This window comes from Streptococcus sp. SCPM-O-B-15304 (M98) (assembly GCF_058200215.1).
In genome coordinates this window covers 1-23,105 of the sequence record NZ_JBYQGQ010000010.1, presented here as the reverse complement: position 1 = coordinate 23,105, position 23,105 = coordinate 1, and the positions used below count along the sequence as shown (strand labels likewise).

Here is a 23,105-nt window from a genome sequence, read left to right as displayed (position 1 = left end):
AGAAGGTAAAGACAATGAAAAAAGTTGCCATTGTAGGAGCAGGAATTGTAGGGGCAACAGCTGCCTACTATCTCTCTAAGGAAGCAGATGTCGAAGTAACTGTCTTTGATCATGGGTACGGACAAGCTACCAAGGCAGCGGCAGGAATCATCAGTCCTTGGTTCTCTAAACGACGTAATAAAGCTTGGTACAAGATGGCTCGCCTAGGAGCAGACTTTTATGTAGATTTATTAGCTGATTTAGAAAAAAATGGTCAAAAGATTGATTTCTACCAGCGCTCAGGAGTCTTACTTCTCAAAAAAGATGATTCCAAGCTAGAGGAACTCTATGACTTAGCCTTGCAACGTAGAGATGAATCTCCCTTAATTGGCGAATTAGCCATTTTGGACCAAGCTGCTGCAAGTAGCTTATTCCCTGGATTAGTGGGATTTGAAAGATTACTCTATGCTTCTGGTGGCGCTCGAGTAGACGGACAACTCCTAGTCAGTCGTTTACTGGAAGCCAGTCAAGTGAAGGTCGTAAAGCAAGAGGTCAGTCTAAAACCCTTAGCATCGGGTTATCAAATAGACAATCAAAAGTTTGACCAAGTTATCTTGTCCACAGGAGCTTGGCTTGGACACATTTTGGAGCCTTTAGGCTATGAGGTGGATGTTCGCCCTCAAAAAGGTCAACTTAGAGATTACCAAGTGAAACAAGACATGGCAAGCTATCCTGTAGTTATGCCTGAAGGGGAGTGGGATTTGATTCCATTTCCAGGTGGGAAGTTGTCTCTAGGAGCTACTCATGAAAATGATATGGGATTTGACCTAACAGTTGATGAAAATTTGCTCCAACAAATGGCTGAGGCGGCGAGTCCATTTTATCCAGCCCTGGTTGAGGCAATTTTATCTGGAGAACGTGTGGGGATTCGTGCTTATACAAGTGATTTCTCTCCATTTTTTGGACAGGTTCCAAACTTATCAGGAGTCTATACAGCAAGTGGTCTAGGATCTTCAGGATTAACGACTGGTCCTATTATCGGTTATCATCTAGCTCAAATGCTTCAAGGGAGAAGTGGTGTATTAGATCCAGCAGATTATCCGACTGAAAGATACATTAAAAAGAAACAATAGTAAATCTTTTACTTAGATTTTACGATAGTGTTAGGAAAGTAAATGACTTTCCCTATCAAAAATGGTAGAATGAAAAAAATAATCCAAGAATTGAGGAAATAAAATGCAAGAAAAGATTTTGGTAACAGGTGGAGCAGGTTTTATCGGAACTCACACTGTCATTGAACTAGTTCAAGCTGGACACCAAGTAGTTGTCGTGGATAATTTGGTCAATAGTAGTCGTAAAAGTCTTGAAGTAGTCGAAAGAATCACAGGCGTAGAAATTCCTTTCTACGAAGCAGATATTCGTGATACAGATACACTTCGTGATATTTTCAAACATGAAGAACCAACAGGAGTTATCCATTTTGCTGGTTTGAAGGCTGTAGGGGAATCTACACGTATCCCACTTGCCTACTATGATAACAATATTGCTGGAACTGTCAGTCTATTGAAAGTTATGGAAGAGACTAACTGTAAGAATATCATCTTCAGCTCTTCAGCAACTGTTTATGGAGATCCGCATACAGTTCCAATCCTCGAAGATTTCCCTCTTTCAGCTACTAACCCTTATGGTCGTACTAAGTTGATGCTTGAAGAAATCTTGACAGATATCTATAAAGCTGATTCAGAGTGGAACGTTGTTTTACTTCGTTATTTCAACCCAATTGGGGCGCATGAGAGTGGTGACCTAGGAGAAAATCCAAACGGCATTCCAAATAACCTTTTGCCGTATGTAACACAAGTCGCAGTTGGTAAGTTAGAACAAGTTCAAGTCTTCGGAGATGACTACGATACTGAAGATGGAACAGGTGTACGTGACTATATCCACGTTGTTGACCTAGCAAAAGGACATGTTGCAGCCCTTAAGAAGCTTCAAAAAGGTTCAGGTCTAAACATATACAATCTTGGTACAGGAAAAGGTTACTCTGTGCTTGAAATTATCCAAAATATGGAAAAAGCAGTCGGACGTCCAATTCCTTACCGTATCGTTGAACGTCGTCCGGGTGATATTGCAGCTTGCTACTCAGATCCAGCAAAGGCTAAGGAAGAGCTAGGATGGGAAGCAGAACTTGGTATTACAGAGATGTGTGAAGACGCATGGCGTTGGCAAAGCAAGCATCCAAATGGATTTGAAGACTAAGATGATGATTTCAATCATAGTCCCATGCTTAAACGAAGAGGAAGTACTTCCTCTTTTTTATCAAACTCTTGAAGCACTGATCCCAGATTTGGAAACAGAAATCGAATACATTTTTGTAGATGATGGTTCGACTGATAAGACTTTGGATCTTTTAAAGGTTTATCGAGAGAAAAATCCTGCAGTACATTATATCTCTTTCTCGCGTAATTTTGGGAAGGAAGCAGCCTTATATGCAGGTTTACAACAAGCTAGAGGAGATTTGGTGGTAGTTATGGATGCAGACCTTCAGGATCCACCAAGACTCTTGCTTGAGATGAAAGAACTACTAGATCAGAATCCGGATTTGGACTGCGTTGGAACACGCAGAACCAGTCGAGAAGGAGAACCTTTTTTACGTAGTTTCTGCGCCGATCTTTTTTATCGTTTTATGCAAAAAATTAGCCCAGTAGCTCTTCCATCGGGTGTTCGTGATTTTCGGATGATGAGAAGATCAGTTGTGGATGCAGTGTTAGAATTGACAGAATACAATCGCTTTTCCAAAGGACTCTTTGCCTGGGTTGGTTTCCGTACTCACTATTTAGAATACCCTAATGTTGAAAGGCAGGCAGGTAAGACAAGTTGGAGTTTTAGACAACTCTTTTTCTACTCTATTGAAGGGATTGTGAATTTTTCAGATTTTCCTTTGATATTAGCTTTTGTTGCTGGCCTTTCGTCGTGTTTTCTGGCTTTAGTGATGACATTGTTTGTAGTTGTCCGTACTCTCGTACTGGGCAATCCAACTTCTGGTTGGACTTCTCTGATGGCTGTCATTCTATTTCTTGGTGGTGTCCAATTATTGACGATTGGGATTCTCGGAAAATATATCAGTAAAATTTATATGGAAACGAAAAAAAGACCCCTCTATCTGATAAAAGAACAGAGTGAGTCATGATAAGATTTGCTAAAAATAAGTCCTTCAAAAGACTATAATTTTCTGGAAAAATATGCTAAACTAGAGGAAGTGGGATTTGGAAATTGAATTACCACTGATGACAAATTAATCTTTGATGAGCGCGCGAGTGGGACACTGTTTTACAGCTTCCAGTAGCTCTTCACTAGCTGGGATGTCTCTCTCTAGTAGATTAGGATCATCATAGAAACGCACAATACCATTATCATGGTAATCAAATAAATCAGAATAGGTTTGGCATAGCCCACAGGCAATGCATCGTTCAGGTATAAGTGTGATTTTCATATTTATATTGTAATAAGAAATTAGAAAAAAAACAAGGAGTAAGGTATGGAAAAGGAACCATGGCAAGAAGATATTTACGATATCGAGGAAAGTCGTTCGGAACGCAGAAGCAGAGGAAATAAGGAATCAGGAGTAGGAGCTAATCGTATTTTAACGATTTTGGCTTGTATTTTCTTTGTTATCGTTGTCGGAATGATTGCTATTCTAATCTACCTGTCATCTGGTGGAAGTGATCGTACGGCAGCCTTGAAAGATTTTCATGATTCTTCTGCGCCTAAGGTAGAGGAAGTTTCTTCAACATCATCAAGTAGTTCAGTTGAAGCATCAAGTTCTGAAGCAGAAGCTACTTCTTCAAGTAGTTCAGAGGAACATACAAATGCTGAAGGAACCATTACTGTCCTTGCAGGTGAAGGTGAGGCAGCTATTGCAGCTAGAGCAGGCATTTCTATTGCCCAGCTTGAAGCCTTGAACCCTGGTCATATGTCTTCAGGTACTTGGTTTGCAAATCCTGGTGATGTCCTTAAGACAAGATAGGAGTTAGAATGAAAACAATTCAGATTGCCATTGATGGACCAGCATCCAGTGGGAAGAGTACAGTAGCTAAGATTATCGCTAAGGACTTTGGATATACCTACTTGGATACAGGTGCCATGTATCGTGCTGCGACTTACATCGCTTTGAACAATCAGGTAAGCCCAGAAGAGTCATCTCGACTTCTTGAATTATTGGAACAATATCCAATTAGCTTTGGTCGTGCTGAAACAGGCGAACAGCTTGTTTTTGTTGGGGACGTTGATGTGACAAATCCAATCCGAGAAAATGAAGTAACTAATGCTGTATCTGCTTTTGCAGCCATTCCAGCTATTCGTGAAAAATTGGTAGCCCTTCAGCAAGAAATTGCCCAACAAGGCGGAATCGTCATGGATGGTCGAGATATTGGTACAGTGGTCTTGCCTAAGGCTGAATTGAAGATTTTTCTTGTTGCTTCAGTGGATGAACGTGCAGAACGACGTTATAAGGAAAATATTTCAAAGGGAATCGAAACAGATTTGGAAACTTTGAAAGAAGAGATTGCTGCGCGTGACTATAAAGATAGTCATCGTGAAACTTCGCCTCTTAAACAGGCTGAGGATGCAATCTATTTAGACACGACTGGACTAAGTATTTTAGAAGTTGTCGAAAAAATTAAATCAGAAGCAGTTAAACATTTTTAATTTGAAATGCTAACCGATTTACCACGATAGTGGTGAGTCGGTTTTTTAGCAATTTGTCAAATTTTAAATTTTAAGGTATAATAGATTCTGTTAACGAAAATTTGACAATCAAACCATCATGAAAATAGAAGGAGATAAAATGAACAATCTACCAAATTGCCCAAAATGTAATTCAGAATATGTCTATGAAGACGGAGCCTTGCTAGTCTGTCCAGAGTGTGCTTATGAATGGAATCCTGCTGAGCAAGCAGAGGTTGAAGACGGCCTTGTTGCCATCGATGCTAATGGAAATAAATTGGCTGACGGTGATACAGTAACCTTGATCAAAGACCTTAAGGTAAAAGGCGCTCCAAAAGACCTTAAGCAAGGGACACGTGTTAAAAACATCCGTATTGTTGAAGGTGACCACAACATCGATTGTAAGATTGATGGATTTGGTGCTATGAAATTAAAATCAGAATTTGTTAAAAAGATCTAATCATGACTGCTTGGAATAAAATAATTTTTTTCAGTCGCTCTTTCATGTTTTTAGCAGCATTTACAGGCGTCTATCTGGAAATTACCAAACGTGGTGGTTTAGGGATGTTGCTTTACTATACAGTCCTTTCCAACCTCTTGGTGATGATTTTTACGGGTTATCTTTTATGGAAGATGCGACGTGAGGGTGACCATTGGCAAAGTTCAAGTCTTTTGCGACTCAAGGGTGGTGTCACCATGAGTATTATGATTACTTGTGTCATCTATCATTTCATGCTAGCTCCTTTGACGACAGATTTTTACCGTTTGGAAAATTTCCTTTGCCATTATATTGTCCCTCTCTGGTTTTTAGCAGATACAATTATTTTTGACAAGAGTCGCCAATATAAGTTGGTTGATCCCATGCTTTGGACTAGCCTTCCTTTGCTTTATATGATTTTTGCCCTCTTAAACGGTTTTGTTCTAAAGATGGATGTCCCTAATGCTAAGGATAGTCCCTTCCCTTATTTCTTTTTGAATGCTACCAAACATGGTTGGGGCTTTGTCTTTAAATGGGCAGCTACTATCTTTGTTGCCTATATGGTTTCAGGATATCTGTTTTATCTTGTTAAAAACATTAAAAAATCTAAGAAATAAGAGTACCTTATATGGGTACTTTTTTGATGATTGATATAATTGTACCCGGACAAATCGATTTTTTTTATCTTGTACTTGAGTCATTTCTACCTTAAAATAAAATTGTAGCTACCAATACAACTATTGAGGAAGAGAAAATGACTGAAAATCGTTATGAATTAAATAAAAATTTGGCACAGATGCTTAAAGGTGGCGTCATCATGGATGTTCAAAATCCTGAGCAAGCAAGAATTGCAGAGGCTGCAGGTGCGGCAGCTGTTATGGCCTTGGAGCGAATCCCAGCTGATATTCGTGCAGCTGGTGGTGTCTCTCGTATGAGCGATCCAAAGATGATCAAGGAAATCCAAGACGCAGTCAGCATTCCAGTTATGGCCAAGGTTCGAATTGGGCATTTTGTTGAAGCACAGATTTTAGAAGCCATCGAAATTGACTATATCGATGAGAGTGAGGTGCTATCTCCAGCTGACGATCGTTTCCATGTGGATAAGAAAGAATTCCAAGTTCCTTTTGTTTGTGGTGCTAAAGACCTAGGAGAAGCCTTGCGTCGTATCGCTGAAGGAGCATCGATGATCCGTACAAAAGGGGAACCTGGAACAGGAGACATCGTTCAGGCAGTCCGCCATATGCGTATGATGAATCAAGAAATTCGTCGCATTCAAAATCTCCGTGAAGATGAACTCTATGTCGCGGCAAAAGAACTCCAAGTACCTGTAGAATTAGTTCAATACGTGCACGAACATGGAAAACTACCAGTCGTGAACTTCGCAGCAGGTGGTGTAGCAACACCTGCCGATGCTGCTCTTATGATGCAGCTAGGTGCAGAAGGTGTCTTTGTTGGTTCAGGGATTTTCAAATCAGGTGATCCTGTTAAACGTGCAGCAGCAATTGTCAAGGCAGTTACAAATTATCAGAATCCTCAAATTTTAGCTCAAATCTCAGAAGATTTGGGAGAAGCCATGGTTGGTATCAATGAGAATGAAATCCAAATTCTCATGGCTGAGCGAGGAAAATAGATGAAAATTGGAATATTGGCCTTGCAAGGCGCCTTTGTAGAGCATGAGAAAGTCCTTGCCAAACTAGAAGTTGAAAGTGTTGAACTGCGAAATCTAGAAGACTTTCAGCAACATCGAAGTGAGCTGTCAGGTTTGATTTTACCCGGAGGTGAGTCGACAGCTATGGGAAAACTCCTACGTGACCAGCAGATGCTACTTCCTCTAAGAGAGGCTATTCTCAATGGTTTACCAGTCTTTGGGACTTGTGCAGGTTTGATTTTGCTAGCGAAACAGATTACCTCTCAGGAAGAGACTCATCTGGCTACCATGGACATAGTAGTAGAGCGCAATGCCTATGGACGTCAGCTAGGAAGCTTTTATACAGAAGCAGACTGCAAGGGTGTTGGCAAGATTCCCATGACCTTTATCCGTGGACCTATTATTAGTGAAGTTGGTAAGGGTGTTGATGTTCTGGCAGTAGTGAACAATCAAATCGTTGCTGCTCAAGAAAAGAATATGCTAGTGACCTCCTTTCATCCGGAATTGACAAATGATCTTCGCTTGCATCAATACTTTATCAATATGTGCAAATAAAAATAGGTCGGGATTTTCCCGGCCTATTTTTACATGTAATAAACAATGGCAATATATTGGAGAGCTGAAGCTGCCAGAATGAAGAGATGCCAGATCATGTGGAAGTATGGTTTCTTCTTAGCGTAAAATCCAGCACCAACTGTATAGCAAAGCCCACCTGATACCATAAGAGTCCAAAAGATTGGATTTGTTTGACTGATGATTGCTGGTAGGATAGCCACAACTAACCAACCCATGATTAAGTAGAGAATTAGACTAAATTTTTCATTGACTTTTTTGGCAAATATTTTATAAAGAATACCAAAAATAGTTGTTCCCCACTGAATGGCGATAATCAGATAACCAAACCAGTTATTCATCAAGGTTAAAACGACAGGAGTATAAGAGCCAGCAATCGCAACATAAATCATGGAATGGTCGATGATACGAAGCACGTACTTATGAGTGGAACCATAAGCCATAGAATGATAAATAGTCGATGAAAGGAACATGAGAAAGAGGCTGATGACGAAGATGGACACACCGACAGACGATAAAAATCCATGAGCTTCATAACTATAAGTCGATGAGATAGGGAGCAAAATCAGCATGATAAGTGCCCCTACAGCATGGGTGACACTGTTTGCTATTTCTTCTCCAAAACTAAGGCGCTTGCTAAGTTTAAAACTAGTATTCATTTGTTTCCTCCTCTTCATTTTCTGTATAGACTAGTGCTAGTGTTTGATGATAGAGCTTGACCGTTTGGCAGCTTGCTCGGATAATAGGATTAGCTGGGTCTAGGTCTTCGTTCATGTAGTCTACAAAAGCATTGTAAAGTTCTTGTGAGTTAGTCTCTGTGTGTAGGGTATTAAGGGTTTGAGCAATTTCCTGGATTGAAAAAACAGACTTGAGTGTTGTGATAGCAATCAATCGGGCAATTTGTTTGCGTTGGTATTTTTTCTTTTCAGGTTTACTGATATAGCCGTGCTTCACATAGTTGTTCACCATTGATGCAGTTAAACCTTTCTCTTTAGCAAGAGAAATAGGGGAACAAACTTTATTCACATAAAGTAGGACCTGATCCAAATAGAGATCAATGTTTGGAATTTCGTCCCATTCTGGGTAGGAAAAAGTAGTTTTCATTTCCAACTCCTGTTTATCTAGTTTTTATAACTAGATTATAAAATAATAGAAATAAAAAGTCAAGTTTTAACTGCTTGTAGAAAGCCTTAAATTATGCTATGATGAGAGAAACTAGTCAGAAAAGAGGAAGAAAAATGGAAATTCGTTTAGCCTTTCCAAATGAAGTAGATGCAATTATGCAGGTGATTGAGGATGCTAAAAAATGCTTGGCGGAAGCTGGTAGCACCCAGTGGCAAAATGATTACCCAAATGCCGACACGATTATTGAAGATATCATCTCAGGTCAAGCCTATGTAGCTTTAGAAGAAGGAGAGCTCTTAGCCTATGCAGCAGTGACTAAAAGTCCAGAAAAAGCTTATGAAGCCATTTATAATGGAAGTTGGGAAGGAAGAGAACCAGAATACCTTGTATTTCATCGGATTGCGGTTTCTAGAGATGTCCAAGGCCAAGGTGTTGCTCAGACCTTTTTAGAAGGCTTGATTGAAGGCTTCGATTACCTAGATTTTCGTTCAGATACGCACGCTAAAAACATAGCCATGCAGCATATCTTTGAAAAACTTGGCTTCAAACAGGTTGGTAAAGTTCCAGTAGACGGGGAACGCTTGGCCTATCAAAAATTAAAATCAAATGCCTAAAAAGTATGCAAAAATGCTGTACGGTTCTCCGATTGGGATCTTATCTTTGGTAGCAGATGATCACTATCTGTTTGGGATATGGGTTGAAGCACAGAGTTATTTTGAGAGAGGCTTGTCGCTAGGTAATCTAGTTGAGGTGGAAAGTCATCCCATTTTAAATCAGATTGCTAGCTATTTAGATGCTTATTTTAAAGGACAAAATCAAGATTTGTCTCAGTTACCTTTAGCTCCTGTCGGTAGTGATTTCGAAAAAAGAGTCTGGAACTACTTGCGAGGAATTCCTTTTGGTCAGACAGTTACTTATGGACAAATAGCTAAGGACTTGCAGATAGCTTCGGCTCAGGCAATCGGAGGAGCAGTAGGGCGCAATCCCTGGTCTATTCTTGTCCCCTGTCACCGTGTGCTAGGTGCTGGAGGACGTCTGACAGGCTATGCTTGGGGACTTGATAAGAAGGCTTGGCTCTTGAATCATGAAGGTGCAAGTTATCAAGAAAATAAAAAATAGAAAGAGAAAAAATGTTAGAATTTATCGAATATCCAAAATGTACAACTTGTAAAAAAGCCAAAAAAGAGTTAGATCAACTCGGATTAGAGTATAAAGATGTTCATATTGTAGAAGAAACTCCGAGTGAAGAAGTCATTTTAAATTGGCTTGAAACTTCAAAATTTGAGTTGAAGCAATTTTTCAATACTAGTGGTATTAAATACCGTGAACTGGGTTTAAAAGACAAGGTTGGAACTTTATCCAAAAAAGAAGCGGCCAAACTCTTGGCCAGTGATGGTATGTTATTAAAACGTCCTATATTAGTGGAGAATGGTGCTGTGAAGCAGATTGGTTATCGTAAAACCTACGACAACTTGGATTTGAAATAGTTTTTTTCTATCTCCTTGATAGGTAAAATATATAACCTCACGCTTTTAAAGTATGATAAACTAGTAGGTAAACAAAGTCTCTTCTGCTCGTAGCAAATATTTTAAATCTAGGCAGAAGTATGATAGAATGATTCATTATCAGGAGAGGATGTTTCTATGAATGTTACAACAATTTTAGCATCAGATTGGTATCAAAACTTGATGCAGTATATTCCAGACGGCAAACTGTTTAGTTTTCGTTCTGTCTTTGATGGGATTCCAAGAATTGTACAACAATTGCCAACAACATTGATGTTGACAGTATTTGGTGCTTTTTTTGGTATAATCTTGGCCTTGGTTTTTGCTATTGTAAAAATTAATCGCGTTAGAATTCTTTATCCATTACAAGCATTCTTTGTTAGTTTCTTAAAAGGGACACCAATCCTAGTGCAGTTGATGTTGACTTACTATGGAATTCCTCTAGCATTAAAAGCGTTGAATCAACAATGGGGAACTGCTTTTAATATCAATGCGATTCCGGCTGCAGCTTTTGCCATTGTAGCTTTTGCCTTTAACGAAGCAGCTTACGCTAGTGAAACTATCCGTGCCGCTATTCTTTCGGTTAATCCTGGAGAGATTGAAGCCGCTCGTAGTCTTGGAATGACACGTGCACAAGTTTACCGTCGTGTGATTATTCCAAATGCAGCGGTAGTAGCGACTCCAACCTTGATTAACTCCCTCATTGGATTGACCAAGGGAACTTCCCTAGCCTTTAGTGCGGGTGTTGTAGAAGTCTTTGCCCAAGCTCAGATTTTGGGTGGTGCAGACTACCGTTACTTCGAACGTTTCATCTCAGTTGCTCTTGTATACTGGGTGGTAAATATTGCTATTGAAAATCTTGGTCGCTTCATTGAGAGAAAAATGGCCATCGAAGCACCAGATAATGTGAAAACAGATGTGAAAGGAGACCTTCGCTAATGATTAAGATTTCAAATTTAAGCAAATCCTTTTCTGGTCAAACCGTCTTGGATCATCTGAATTTAGATATTCAAAAAGGGGAAGTAGTAGCTTTGATTGGTTCCTCAGGAGCGGGGAAGTCAACCTTTCTTCGTAGCCTAAATTATCTGGAAACACCTGATAGTGGAAGTATTCAGATTGATGATTTCAAAGTTGACTTTTCTCAAATTACTCAAGATGAAATCTTGACTCTTCGTCGCAAGTTGTCCATGGTGTTCCAACAGTTCAATTTGTTTGAGCGTAGAACGGCCTTAGACAATGTCAAGGAAGGTTTGGTAGTTGTTAAAAAACTTTCCGACGAAGAAGCAACTAAGATTGCCAAAGAAGAGTTGGCTAAGGTTGGTCTTTCAGATCGTCAACAGCACTATCCTCGCCACTTATCAGGTGGACAAAAACAACGGGTAGCTTTGGCGCGTGCTTTAGCCATGAAGCCAGCAATCTTGCTCTTGGATGAACCTACTTCAGCCCTTGACCCAGAATTGGTTGGTGAGGTAGAAAGATCTATCGCTAATGCAGCTAAATCAGGTCAAACCATGATTTTAGTCAGTCACGATATGTCCTTTGTTTCTCAAGTAGCTGATAAGGTTTTGTTCTTGGATAAAGGAAAGATTATTGAGTCTGGAACACCAGATGAGATTATCAATCATCCTAAAGAAGAACGAACAAAAGAATTCTTTGCTAGTTACAAACGAACCTATATTTGATATAATAGAAGATAAGAAAGACTCAGTTGGCTAGGCTAACTGGGTTTGCTCTTTAAAATTAATAGAAATGAGAGAGAGCATGCTAGTTCAGCTATTTGCTTTGTATTTAGAGAGTTTAGTGTTGACAATTCTACTGGTCTTGATTATTTTAGGACTCTGGATTGGACTTAGAGCTCTGTCTGGGGTTGACAAAACTGCTAAAGCACGTCAAGCCCATCTCTACGATATGATTATGATTGGAGTTTTAACAATTCCAGTATTGTCATTTGCAACCATGAGCATTTTGTTGGTTCTCAAGGCTTAATAGTTGTAAAATGGGATTTAATCCGTTAGAATAAAATTAGTTACAACAAGAAAGAAGGAAAGTGAATGTACGATACGATTATTATCGGTGCAGGGCCTGCTGGGATGACTGCAGCCTTGTACGCAGCACGTAGCAATTTGAAAGTTGCTTTGATTGAAGGTGGACTTCCTGGTGGTCAGATGAATAATACTTCTGACATTGAAAACTATCCAGGTTATGCTAATATCAGTGGTCCTGAATTAGCTGAAAAGATGTTTGAACCTCTTGAAAATCTAGGTGTTGAGCATCTCTATGGCTTCGTTGAAAATGTTGAGGATCATGGCGAATTCAAAAAAGTCGTAACAGACGACCAAGTTTATGAAACTCGCACAGTTATCGTAGCGACTGGTTCTAAGCACCGTCTCTTGGGGGTTCCAGGAGAAGAAGAACTCAATAGTCGTGGAGTTTCTTACTGTGCAGTTTGTGATGGAGCCTTTTTCCGCGACCAGGATTTGTTGGTCGTAGGTGGAGGTGACTCCGCAGTTGAAGAGGCTATCTTCTTAACACGGTTTGCAAAATCTGTTACCATTGTTCACCGTCGAGATGAACTACGTGCCCAAAAGGTCTTGCAAGATCGTGCCTTTGCCAATGAAAAAATCAACTTCATTTGGGATTCTGTCGTTAAAGAAATCAAGGGTGAAAACCGTGTGGAATCGGTTGTGATTGAAAATGTTAAAACAGGTCAGGTGACAGAACAAGCCTTTGGTGGTGTCTTCATCTATGTTGGTTTAGACCCTGTTAGTGACTTTGTCCAAGAGTTGCAGATTCGCGACCAGGCAGGTTGGATTGTGACAGATGATCACATGAAGACAAATGTTACAGGTGTCTTTGCGGTTGGGGATGTTCGTCAAAAAGACCTTCGCCAAGTTACAACAGCTGTTGGAGATGGCGCTATTGCAGGTCAAGAGGCCTACAAATATATTACCGAACATTATTAAAAAGGCGGTGGGACAGAAATCGATTGACAAAGTCTAGATTTCTGTCCCAGCCCCGCGAGGATGATTAGGAGTTTTTTGGAGTCTAAAAGACGAACAAAAAGTTCAATCAGTTACCGCGTCAAAGTTTGATTGCTAATAAAAAGTGAGGTTGGGACAAAAGATCCCGACCTCACTTTTTATTAGAGTCGATTTCGGAAGACTTCGTACATGAGGATAGCAGCTGCGACACTGGCATTGAGGCTCTGTACGTGACCATTCATAGGAATGGTGATCATCTCGTCTACTTGTTTCTTGATGTTGCTTGAAATACCTTTGCCTTCATTTCCGATGATGAGAGCAATCTTTCCTTTGGTATTCCATTTGTGGCAAGGAGTTCCATTCATATCAGTACCGAATGTCCAGAAGCCTTCATCCTTGAGTTTGTCCAAGGTTTGGCTGAGATTGGTCACGCGAGCGATAGGAACGTGTTCAATCGCACCTGTTGCTGTTTTTGCTACGACAGGAGTAACACCGACAGCTCGATGTTTGGGAATGATGACACCTGAAACATTGGTTGCATCCGCTGTTCTCAAGATAGAACCGAGATTATGTGGGTCCGTTAAACCATCAAGAATAAGTAGTAGTGGATTTTCTTCTTGACGTGTCTTAGCAAGAATTTGCTCAAGTTCAGTGTAGGCAAATTCAGAAACGCGCAAGACAAAACCTTGGTGAACAGCTTCTTCAGTCATCTCAGAAAGTGATTTTTTGGAAGTCCAAGAAATGGATACTTTCTTTTCAGTAGCCAATTCCTTAACTTTTTCCACATTCTTTCCTCGTAAATCTTCCTGAAGGTAGAGTTTGTTTCCAGTATTTGCTAAAAGAGCTTCTGTGACGGCATGAACGCCATAGACAATATCGTTTGTTTTCATATCTTCATTATAACACAAAATCCCGTCTTGCAACGGGATTTTCTTTATTCAAGAATGAGCAAGCCATCTTTAACTTCAAATGGATCTTTTTCATTGATACGATCGTAGAACATAATACCATTTAAGTGGTCAATTTCATGTTGAACAACGATTGAGTTGTAGCCTTTTAGTTTGATACGGTGCTTTTCTCCATCCTTATCAAAATAGTCGACAGTTACTCGAGCGTGGCGGATAACATAACCTGGAACAGCACGGTCAACAGACAAGCAACCTTCTCCCTCGCCTAGAGCAGCATCTTGGACTGAATGTGAGACGATTTTAGGATTGTACATAACAGCTTGTAAATCATAGGCTTCTTGAGGAGTTTCACCTTCCTCAGTGATATTCGGTACCAGTACAGCTATGATGCGTTTTGAGATATCCAGCTGTGGTGCAGCAAGCCCAACACCTCCACGTAAACCTAATTTTTCAGCCATAACAGGATCTTGCGAGTGTTTCAAAAATTGCATCATTTTTTCTCCAAGAATGATATCTTGGTCGCTCAAGGGGAAAGAGACCTCCTCGGCAACGGCACGAAGAGTAGGGTTCCCTTCGCGGATAATATCTTTCATATCGATTAAGTGAGCAGCTTTGGTAATTCGTTCTATAGCAGACATATTCTTTCCTTTCCTTCTATTACAATTACATGATAACACAAAACAGACGAGAAAGAAAGTCACAGAAGTTGCTAAAAAATAATATAATAAAAGGAAATACCTATTTGTCTGTGGTATAATAGAGTAAGAAAATAGACTTTAAAATCATGGGAGAAAAATGATGGAACAACGTAGTAGAAAAAGAAAAAATGGTCCCGTTTTACAAGCTATTAGACATTCCGTTCGGTTTTTCAGGAACTATAAGCAGTGGAATAATCGCACTTTTATTGTGGTCTTGTTAGCTTCGGTAGCTGTCTCGATGATGCTTACTTTATTAGTGGAAGGAGCTCGAGGGATTTCTTTAAGCAGTAGTGATCCAAGTTCCGCACACCAAGAGTCAAGTTCTCAGGCAAAGAATGCAGAGACGGAACAAGAAACGAGTGCGCGTATCATGGCAAATGGTGATTTGCTCTATCATGACATTATCTACATTTCAGCCAAAAAATCAGACGGCACCTATGATTTCCATGAAAATTTTGAGTATGTAAAACCCTGGCTGAAGCAAGCTGACTTAGTCATTGGTGATTTTGAAGGAACTGTAAATAAAGACCACTATTTTGCAGGATACCCCTTGTTCAATGCACCTGGTGAAGTTATGGATGCTATAAAAGATGCAGGCTATCAAGTGCTAGATTTGGCTCACAATCATATCTTGGATTCTCAGATTGAGGGAGTGATTTCAACTGCAGATGCTATTGAAAAGGCAGGAATGACACCGGTCGGGGTCTATACCCATGAATCACGAGATAAGGCTCCTTTAGTTATCAAGGAAGTTAATGGTATTAAAGTTGCTATTTTAGCTTATTCCTATGGCTTTAACGGCATTGAACAAAGCATTTCACAAGAGGATTATAATCGTTATCTTTCAGACTTAGACGAAGATAAAATGAAGGCTGAAATTGAACGAGCAGAGAAGGAGGCAGATATTACAATTATCATGCCTCAGATGGGAGTTGAGTATCAAATTGAGCCGACTGAGGAGCAAAAGAAACTTTACCATAAAATGATTGATTGGGGAGCTGATATTATCTTTGGGGGGCATCCTCACGTTGTTGAACCGGCTGAAACTGTTGAAAAAGACGGTGATAAAAAGCTTATCATCTACTCTATGGGTAATTTTATCTCAAATCAACGAATTGAAACCATGCAGGATGTTGAAAATGCCAAGTGGACGGAACGTGGCGTACTTATGGATGTGACCATTAAGAAAAAGTCCGGTAAAACAACTATCGAGACGGCCCAAGCTCATCCAAGCTGGGTGAGTCGTACTCCAAAAGGAGGTTATTCTCCAGAAGGCTACCCACTCTATCTTTACCAAACCTATATCTTGGAAGATTTTATAGAGGGCGGGAAATACCGTAGTCAGTTAGACGAGGCCACAAAGCAAAGGATTGATATAGCCTATAAAGAAATGAACGAGCATGTAGGTTTGAAGTGGTAGTGACTTGGACCACAAGGAGACACAATGGAAATTAAGATAATAGCGACAGATATGGACGGTACTTTGTTGGATCCTCAAGGACAACTGGACCTACCTCGACTAGAGAAAATTTTAGATCAGTTAGATCAACGTGGCGTTCGTTTTGTCATTGCAACTGGAAATGAAGTTCATCGAATGCGACAATTACTGGGACATTTAGCAGATAGAGTAGTTCTCGTGGTTGCTAATGGCGCTCGTATATTCGAAAATGATCAATTGATTCAAGCTCAGACTTGGGACGATGCTATGGTTGATAGGGCTTTGGGCCATTTTAAAGGCAGAGAGTGTCAGGATCAGTTTGTCGTAACTGCTATGAATGGCGGTTTTGTCAAGGAAGGAACTGTCTTTACAGAACTTGATAAATTTATGACTTTGGAGATGATAGAGAAATTCTATCAACGAATGCACTTTGTTGATGAATTTGATTCCAGTCTCTTTGGTGGTGTTCTCAAGATGAGTATGGTTGTTGGTGAAGAACGATCAGAATCCGTTTTGCAAGAAATCAATGAATTATTTGATGGTCAGGTTCGAGCTGTTTCTAGTGGCTACGGCTGTATCGATATCTTACAAGATGGGATTCATAAGGCATGGGGCTTAGAGGAGTTGCTCAAACGTTGGGACTTGAAACCTGAACAAATTATGGCCTTTGGTGATAGTGAAAATGACATTGAAATGTTAGAGTTGGCAGGAATTTCATATGCCATGGAAAATGCAGAGGAGACTGTCAAAGAAGTAGCCACCAAAATAGCGCCAGCCAACAGTCAGGCGGGTGTTTACCAAGTTTTAGAAAACTGGCTAGAAGAAGGAGAATAACTTGGCAGTACAACTATTAGAAAATTGGCTCTTAAAAGAGCAAGAGAAAATTCAAACCAAGTATCGTGAACTTAATCAAATCTCGGTGATTGAACCAGATATCATTTTTATCGGGGATTCCATTATTGAATATTATCCCTTGCAAGAATTATTGGGAACGTCAAAAAACATTGTGAACCGAGGGATTCGAGGCTACCAGACTGGACTTTTACGAGAAAATCTTGATGCTCATCTCTATGGCGATGCGGTGGATCAAATTGTACTTTTGATTGGGACAAATGATATCGGCAAAGATGTTCCAATGAATGAAGCGCTAAACAATCTTGAAAGCGTGATTCAAAGTATTTCTCGCGACTATCCACTGTCACAGATAAAGCTAGTTTCCATTTTGCCAGTCAATGAGAGTACGAACTTCAAACAGACAGTTTATATTCGTACCAATGAGAAAATCAAGGCCTGGAACCAAGCCTATCAAGACCTTGCCTCTGCCTATATGCAGGTTGAATACGTATCTGTTTTTGAGAACTTACTCGATCAGGAAGGGCAACTTAAGGCAGACTACACAACAGATGGCCTTCATCTCAGTGTCGCTGGTTATCAAGCTTTATCAAGTACTCTAAAAAAATATATTTTATAGGTTCAGTATAGATGAACTATCTATTTCATAATCAGTAATTTTACTAAAAAAAATTTACTCTAAACATTTAAAATGAATAAAAAAATATTCAATTAAAAAGTTTAGAGTTTTTTATATAGAAAATACTTTTGGATGAAATTAATCTTTAGACATAAAAGTTTTAACAATAAGATTAATAAAAAAAACACACATAAAAGACACTATTTTTAAATGTATTAATTATCGTAAAAATGAATAATAATTATAAAAATAGGGGAAGAATTTAATTTCCTTTTTCTTGATTTAAAAGGTTCGAATATGGTATACTGTTAGCGTTACTTGTAATGTGGGGAAGTACATTTTCTTTTTTGGAAAAAGTCAATAATCTTACATATTATTAGTTAAAATGTTTAAAAAGGAGAACTTATCCCATGATAAGAAGAGAGCAACAACGATTTTCTTTAAGAAAATACAAAGTTGGTGTCGCATCAGTTTTCTTAGGAACGACCCTTAGCTTCATGATGGCTAATGGTGGTGCTGTAAATGCTGCTGAGATTGTAGCAAAGCAAACTGATGAGAATACTGAACTAGTCGACAATAACGACAAGGAAAAGTTGAAAGAGCCATCAACGGATGTGGCAACTTCAGCTAATTCTGAAACTTCAGAAGTTAAGTCAGAAACATCAACACCTGAAGTTAAGTCTGAAGTAGTAAAATCAGAACCAACTGAAGTAAAATCTGAAGAAACAAAAGCTGACAAAACTGAGGAAAAAACATCTGTTAGTCCTGAGGTAAAACCAGAGTCTTCTAAGCCAGTAGCAACAACTGCTTCAAAAGCAGAAGAAGTTGTAGTAGCTAAGTCTAAGGCAGAAGAAAAGACTGAAACTAAACAAGAGGAAAAATCTGAGCCTAAAGCAGAAGTTTCAGCTGTAGCTGAGGCAACTAGCATTGATACAACTGCTAGTGTAGCTAATGTTGCAGCAAAACCACTAGTAGATACAGAAACACTTGCTTTGGCAGCTGAGAACACTGTAAATGCCGGTGCTTTGGCTACAAATGGTGGTCGTCGCCGTAACCGTCGTGCTGCAACTGACCATAATGTAGCACCGATTGATGTTGTAACGACTTTAGCTGATAATGTTGCTGCCAATCCAGACATGACAGATCCTAACGGAGCATCTGTGCATTCTCAAACAATTCCAGCTGGTTACCAAGCTAAAGAAGGTGACTTCTATACTTTTGGTATCTGGAATTTGACAAAATTTAATGCCCGTTATAATACAAACTACTATGCGCGTGCTTATAAAACATTTGGCACTTCAACCGATACTACAGTTGAATTGATTGATAAAAATACGGGTAATGTAGTTGAAACACATACAGTCACTGCAACTAGCGGTGTTCAAAAATTCACTACAACCACTCCAAAATCTAATAATGAGTTGACACTGCAAGTGGATTACCAAGCAGGTGCTGGTCAAGGTCCTGGTAAAACAGACCAACCATTCATTCAAATGGGATTTGAAGTTGGATCAGCTGTTCAAGCTTTGGTAGCTGCTGGTCATACCTTGACTCCAGCTGAACAAGCTTATTATACGGCTGTTTATTCTGCACGTAACTCAAATGATATTTTGAATGCAGTTGAACCTGCTTATAATGGTCGTGAAGTTACAGACACTAACTTTAAGATTCCTGTAACTGTTGATAAGACAACATACTATAAAGTTGTTGATCAGGCAAATCCTACTTATAAGGAAACTGGTAAATCTGTTACAACTCAGGACTATAAAGAAAATGGAAATGAAACCAGTCTAGCAACATATACACTCAAAGCTATGGAGGGTCAAAACTTCACAGCTTCTGGGGAGCGTCAATTTACAAAGACTGAAGAACTTACAGATAAAATTACCAGAGAAACAGTTTATAAACTTTATCAAACAGCTGGTCAAGATACAACTTCTGGTTATGTGAGTCGTCCTTACACAGTTGGTACTAGATTTATGGATGCTGAACGTGCTGGGATTAAACGTATCAAGGAAATCGTTGATGAAGACGGATCTGTAGTGATTCGTGTTTACCTACTAGATCCAAAACAACAAAGTAAACGTTCAGATGGGACTTTGAACACTGACGGTTATATGCTTTTAGCAGAAACCAAACCAATCAAGCCGGGAAGAGTGAATACAGAGGATTTGGTCGTTAAAAAGACCCCTCTTCAAACCATTCCTTTTGCTGGACATCCAAATGGTGAACCTGTTAATTTTGATTTCCAAACAGCTGCAAATTATACACCGAAGAAGACTGTATTTGTTCCGTTCTTGGGAGACAATATTGGACACCTTTCACCAAATAGTCAATTAGATAGTGGTGCTTATAAGGGTATTGGTACCAACGTTGACTTGCTCAACTCCTTGACACCATACAAACAACCTATCTACTACTACGACAAGACAGAAACTATCAAGGTAAAACCAGAAGTTGAAAAACAATTGGAAGGTCGTGCCCTTGTAGATGATGAGTTTAGTTTCACTCTTAAGAAAGAAACAAGTTCAGCTAGCGAAGCATACTCTGAAACTGTAACTAATAAAAACGGTAAAGCAACTTTCACCGAATTGTCATTTGACCGAGTAGGAGTTTATAACTACAAGATCACTGAAACAAAAGGTTCTGATACCAACGTTGACTACGATGCAATGGCTGTCACAATGACAGTTACTGTAACTGAGAATTCTAAAGGTGACTTGGAAGCTACAGTTAAATACAGTTCAGAAGGTGGATTTAGCGCAAGTGCAGATGATAAGGTCTTCAACAACTATGTTGTAGCTCCAGTAAAGACTAAGTTTGACTTTAGCAAGAAATTGGATGGCCGTAAGTTGAAAGATGGCGAATTTACATTTGCCTTGAAAGATTCAACTGGTAAAACAATCCAAACGAAAACAAATAATGCAGCTGGTGTTATCTCATTTGACGATTTGACCTTTGACAACACTCAAGTTGGTACTCACAAGTATACAGTTGAAGAAGTTATCCCAACAAATAAAGTGTCAGGTTTACCAACTAAAGAAGAAGGTATGACTTATGACACAATGAAGGCTGAAGTAACGATCACTGTTACTAAGGAAGGTCATGTTCTTAAAGCAACAAACACACTTCCTGCAGATACAGAGTTCAACAATACCTTCACACCATCTCCTGTTAAAGTAAACCTTGAGTTTGATAAATCACTCTCAAATGGTAACTTGAATGCAGGTGACTTTAGCTTCACTTTGACTGGTGATAACAATGTTAATGAAACTGTAACTAATAAAGCTGACGGTAAGATTAACTTTAGCGAATTGTCATTTGACCAAGTAGGTGTCTACAACTACACAGTAAAAGAAGTTAAAGGCGATAAAGCTGATGTAGACTACGATGCAATGACTATCGCAGTTAAAGTAACAGTTACAAAAGATGAGAATACAGGTCTCTTGGTAGCTAATACTGAAATGACTTCAACAGGTGGTGAAGCAACTGGTACTGACGATAAAGTCTTTAACAACCACGTTGTGGCGCCTGTAACTGCCCAATTTGACTTCAGCAAAGCTCTTGCAGGCCGTAAACTCAAGGCTGGTGAATTTAGCTTTGTATTGAAAGACAAAGATGGCACTGTTATCCAAACAAAACAAAACGATGCCGCTGGTAACGTTAAATTTGACGCCTTGACATTTACGAATGCTCAAGTCGGTGATCATAACTACACTGTAGAAGAAGTTATTCCAGAAACAAAAGAAGCTGGTATGACTTATGACACTATGAAGGCTAATGTGACAGTTACTGTTACTAAATCAGGTCATGCCCTTACTGCTGTAGCAGCACTTCCAGCAGATAAAGAATTTAACAATACCTTCACACCAACTGCAACTCAAGCACAATTCAAATTTACTAAGAAACTAGAAGGTAAAGAACTGACGAAGGATGCCTTTACATTTGAATTGCTTGAAAATGGAAAAGTTCTCCAAACGAAGAAAAACGCGGCTGATGGAACTATCCAATTTGATGCGATTTCTTATGATGCAGAAGGTACTCATACCTATACTGTACGTGAAGTAGCTGGTACAGACACAAACATTGACTATGATTCAATGAATGCAGAAGTAAAAGTAACAGTTACGAAAGATGCTTCAACTGGCCTCTTGAATGCAGCAGTTACAATGCCGGATGATACTGAGTTTAATAACTATCATGTGGCTCCAGTCGTTGCAAGATTTGACTTTACTAAGAAATTAGCAGGTCGTGAACTTAAAGATGGCGAATTTAGCTTTGTTCTGAAAGATTCAACTGGTCAAACTCTTGAAACAGTAACAAATAAAGCTGACGGAACGGTAACATTCACTGAATTATCATTTGATAATACTAAAGTTGGAACTCATACCTATACAGTAGAAGAAGTTATCCCATCTACTAAAGAGCTTGGTATGACTTATGATACTATGAAAGCAACAGTCACAGTTGAAGTTGCTAAGAATGGTCACACCTTGACTACTGTAACAAACGTAACATCAACTGGCGGTGTCAATGCTGATGGAACTTCAACAGAAGGAACTGATGATAAAGAATTCAACAACAAGATCACTCCTCCTGAAACACCTGAATTCCAACCTGAAAAATTTGTTCTTAACAAAGAGAAATTTGACATTACAGGATCAAAACTTGTAGATGATGACGATGAGTTGGCTGATGAGTACACTGCTACAAATGCAAACCCATATGCAGATGGAACTTCAAACAACGAAGCAGAAAACATCAATACTAAGACGGTTGAACGTGGTGAAAAACTAGTTTACCAAGTATGGTTGGATACTAGAAACTTCACTGATAAAAACAACATCCAATCTGTTGGAATCTCTGATACCTATGATTCAGAAAAATTAACTGTAAATGCTGCTGATATTAAAGCATATGACAGTGAAACTGGGGATGACGTAACTGACAAGTTTGACATTAAGGTTGAAAATGGTGTCATTACAGCAACATCTAAGACTTCTGTAAACAAATCATTAGGTGATGCGGATAATACACAAGTTATTGATACAACTAAATTTGCATTTGGTCGCTACTATAAATTTGATATCCCAGCAACTGTTAAAGATGACGTTGCGGGTGGAGTGGATATTGAAAATAAAGCCAACCAAATCGTTCATGTTTATAATCCAGTAAGCAAATCTGTTGAAAAACCAGAAAAACCAACTCAAAAACGTGTGAACAGCGTTCCAGTTCCAGTGGAAATGAACTTCACGAAACGTTTGGAAGGTCGTGAACTTCAAGCGAACGAATTCGAATTCGTATTGAAGAAAGACGGTGTTGAAGTAGAACGCGTGAAGAATGACGTTGCTGGTAAGATTGTCTTCAAGACTCTTAAGTTCGGACGTGATGATCTTGGTAAGACTTACAACTACACTGTAGAAGAAACTCCTGGTACAGATGCAACCGTTACATACGACACAATGGTTGCGACTGTTAAAGTTGTGGTATCACACGATGGTAAAGCTAAAGCAATCGTAGCGAATGTAACAGATGCGGCTGATAAAGAGTTCAACAATACTGTAACTCCTCCAGAAGAA

General features: G+C 39.3%; 25 protein-coding genes. 20 read left to right on the top strand and 5 right to left on the bottom strand.

Going from position 1 to position 23,105, the window contains the following annotated elements; translation table 11 throughout:
* Positions 1-14 precede the first annotated feature (14 nt).
* The 3 genes from AC3E7H_RS07145 to AC3E7H_RS07135 all read left to right on the top strand — a co-directional run bounded on the left by AC3E7H_RS07145 (position 15) and on the right by AC3E7H_RS07135 (position 3,166).
* Positions 15-1,112, top strand: coding sequence for an NAD(P)/FAD-dependent oxidoreductase (locus tag AC3E7H_RS07145; RefSeq protein ID WP_000754688.1), 1,098 nt, complete (start codon positions 15-17; stop codon positions 1,110-1,112).
* A 103-nt stretch (positions 1,113-1,215) separates the two neighbouring features.
* Positions 1,216-2,235 (top strand): UDP-glucose 4-epimerase GalE, encoded by a 1,020-nt coding sequence (gene galE, locus AC3E7H_RS07140; protein ID WP_001156558.1) that lies wholly within the window; start codon positions 1,216-1,218, stop codon positions 2,233-2,235.
* Positions 2,219-3,166, top strand: a complete 948-nt coding sequence (locus tag AC3E7H_RS07135; RefSeq protein ID WP_000364637.1) for a glycosyltransferase family 2 protein — start codon at positions 2,219-2,221, stop codon at positions 3,164-3,166. The genes galE and AC3E7H_RS07135 overlap by 17 nt, the downstream gene beginning before the upstream one ends.
* Positions 3,167-3,271: 105 nt before the next feature.
* Here AC3E7H_RS07135 and AC3E7H_RS07130 read toward each other — a convergent pair whose 3' ends face one another.
* Positions 3,272-3,469, bottom strand: a complete 198-nt coding sequence (locus tag AC3E7H_RS07130) for a ferredoxin (RefSeq protein ID WP_075230460.1) — start codon at positions 3,467-3,469, stop codon at positions 3,272-3,274.
* 45 nt (positions 3,470-3,514) lie between these two features.
* Here AC3E7H_RS07130 and AC3E7H_RS07125 point away from each other — a divergent pair, with 45 nt between their 5' ends.
* From AC3E7H_RS07125 to pdxT, 6 genes are all read left to right on the top strand, one after another.
* Entirely contained in the window at positions 3,515-4,003 is a 489-nt protein-coding gene (locus AC3E7H_RS07125; RefSeq protein WP_000410177.1) for an SAG1386/EF1546 family surface-associated protein, read from the top strand.
* Between the two features lie 8 nt (positions 4,004-4,011).
* Positions 4,012-4,683, top strand: coding sequence for a (d)CMP kinase (gene cmk, locus AC3E7H_RS07120; protein WP_000849395.1), 672 nt, complete (start codon positions 4,012-4,014; stop codon positions 4,681-4,683).
* Between the two features lie 139 nt (positions 4,684-4,822).
* Positions 4,823-5,161: a zinc ribbon domain-containing protein YjdM gene (locus AC3E7H_RS07115; RefSeq protein WP_001061595.1), complete on the top strand. Its 339-nt coding sequence runs from the start codon at positions 4,823-4,825 to the stop codon at positions 5,159-5,161.
* A 2-nt stretch (positions 5,162-5,163) separates the two neighbouring features.
* Entirely contained in the window at positions 5,164-5,796 is a 633-nt protein-coding gene (locus AC3E7H_RS07110; RefSeq protein WP_490676309.1) for a Pr6Pr family membrane protein, read from the top strand.
* Positions 5,797-5,933: 137 nt separating this feature from the next.
* Positions 5,934-6,809: a pyridoxal 5'-phosphate synthase lyase subunit PdxS gene (gene pdxS, locus AC3E7H_RS07105; protein WP_223339211.1), complete on the top strand. Its 876-nt coding sequence runs from the start codon at positions 5,934-5,936 to the stop codon at positions 6,807-6,809.
* Positions 6,810-7,382 carry a pyridoxal 5'-phosphate synthase glutaminase subunit PdxT gene (pdxT, locus tag AC3E7H_RS07100; protein ID WP_490676308.1) on the top strand — a complete coding sequence of 191 codons (573 nt, stop codon included), beginning with the start codon at positions 6,810-6,812 and terminating at the stop codon, positions 7,380-7,382.
* A 29-nt stretch (positions 7,383-7,411) separates the two neighbouring features.
* Here the strand turns inward: pdxT and trhA are convergent, their stop codons facing one another.
* Complete coding sequence (gene trhA, locus AC3E7H_RS07095) at positions 7,412-8,059, bottom strand: PAQR family membrane homeostasis protein TrhA (protein WP_061863265.1); 648 nt, start codon at positions 8,057-8,059, stop codon at positions 7,412-7,414.
* Positions 8,049-8,504, bottom strand: a complete 456-nt coding sequence (locus AC3E7H_RS07090; RefSeq protein ID WP_490676307.1) for a DUF1836 domain-containing protein — start codon at positions 8,502-8,504, stop codon at positions 8,049-8,051. The genes trhA and AC3E7H_RS07090 overlap by 11 nt, the downstream gene beginning before the upstream one ends.
* 134 nt (positions 8,505-8,638) lie before the next feature.
* Here AC3E7H_RS07090 and AC3E7H_RS07085 point away from each other — a divergent pair, with 134 nt between their 5' ends.
* From AC3E7H_RS07085 to trxB, 7 genes are all read left to right on the top strand, one after another.
* The gene (locus AC3E7H_RS07085) at positions 8,639-9,139 is read left to right on the top strand and encodes a GNAT family N-acetyltransferase (RefSeq protein WP_414260150.1); all 501 of its coding nucleotides are present in this window, start codon (positions 8,639-8,641) and stop codon (positions 9,137-9,139) included.
* Positions 9,132-9,644, top strand: a complete 513-nt coding sequence (locus AC3E7H_RS07080; protein WP_414312635.1) for a methylated-DNA--[protein]-cysteine S-methyltransferase — start codon at positions 9,132-9,134, stop codon at positions 9,642-9,644. Before AC3E7H_RS07085 ends, AC3E7H_RS07080 begins: the two co-directional genes overlap by 8 nt.
* An 11-nt stretch (positions 9,645-9,655) precedes the next feature.
* Complete coding sequence (locus AC3E7H_RS07075; protein WP_373094402.1) at positions 9,656-10,012, top strand: Spx/MgsR family RNA polymerase-binding regulatory protein; 357 nt, start codon at positions 9,656-9,658, stop codon at positions 10,010-10,012.
* 156 nt (positions 10,013-10,168) lie between these two features.
* Positions 10,169-10,969: an amino acid ABC transporter permease gene (locus tag AC3E7H_RS07070; RefSeq protein WP_001103454.1), complete on the top strand. Its 801-nt coding sequence runs from the start codon at positions 10,169-10,171 to the stop codon at positions 10,967-10,969.
* The gene (locus tag AC3E7H_RS07065; protein ID WP_045762917.1) at positions 10,969-11,712 is read left to right on the top strand and encodes an amino acid ABC transporter ATP-binding protein; all 744 of its coding nucleotides are present in this window, start codon (positions 10,969-10,971) and stop codon (positions 11,710-11,712) included. The genes AC3E7H_RS07070 and AC3E7H_RS07065 overlap by 1 nt, the downstream gene beginning before the upstream one ends.
* A 79-nt stretch (positions 11,713-11,791) precedes the next feature.
* Complete coding sequence (locus tag AC3E7H_RS07060; protein WP_000960970.1) at positions 11,792-12,016, top strand: DUF4059 family protein; 225 nt, start codon at positions 11,792-11,794, stop codon at positions 12,014-12,016.
* Between the two features lie 65 nt (positions 12,017-12,081).
* A complete protein-coding gene (gene trxB / locus AC3E7H_RS07055) occupies positions 12,082-12,993 on the top strand; it encodes a thioredoxin-disulfide reductase (protein ID WP_490676306.1) in 912 nt (303 codons plus the stop codon).
* A 179-nt stretch (positions 12,994-13,172) separates the two neighbouring features.
* On the opposite strand, the gene rlmB is transcribed toward trxB, so the two are convergent.
* Together rlmB and def are read right to left on the bottom strand one after the other, a co-directional pair.
* Positions 13,173-13,901, bottom strand: a complete 729-nt coding sequence (rlmB, locus tag AC3E7H_RS07050) for a 23S rRNA (guanosine(2251)-2'-O)-methyltransferase RlmB (protein ID WP_301559167.1) — start codon at positions 13,899-13,901, stop codon at positions 13,173-13,175.
* A gap of 44 nt (positions 13,902-13,945) precedes the next feature.
* On the bottom strand, positions 13,946-14,557 hold the full coding sequence (gene def, locus AC3E7H_RS07045; RefSeq protein WP_001272935.1) for a peptide deformylase: 612 nt from the start codon (positions 14,555-14,557) through the stop codon (positions 13,946-13,948).
* A gap of 160 nt (positions 14,558-14,717) precedes the next feature.
* Here def and AC3E7H_RS07040 point away from each other — a divergent pair, with 160 nt between their 5' ends.
* The 4 genes from AC3E7H_RS07040 to AC3E7H_RS07025 all read left to right on the top strand — a co-directional run.
* The gene (locus AC3E7H_RS07040) at positions 14,718-16,037 is read left to right on the top strand and encodes a CapA family protein (RefSeq protein ID WP_490676305.1); all 1,320 of its coding nucleotides are present in this window, start codon (positions 14,718-14,720) and stop codon (positions 16,035-16,037) included.
* 24 nt (positions 16,038-16,061) lie between these two features.
* Positions 16,062-16,889, top strand: a complete 828-nt coding sequence (locus tag AC3E7H_RS07035; protein WP_000403234.1) for a Cof-type HAD-IIB family hydrolase — start codon at positions 16,062-16,064, stop codon at positions 16,887-16,889.
* Position 16,890: 1 nt separating this feature from the next.
* A complete protein-coding gene (locus tag AC3E7H_RS07030; protein WP_000290629.1) occupies positions 16,891-17,526 on the top strand; it encodes an SGNH/GDSL hydrolase family protein in 636 nt (211 codons plus the stop codon).
* Between the two features lie 410 nt (positions 17,527-17,936).
* Positions 17,937-23,105 (top strand): Spy0128 family protein (locus AC3E7H_RS07025; RefSeq protein ID WP_490676304.1); only part of this gene is annotated, 5,169 nt, incomplete at its 3' end.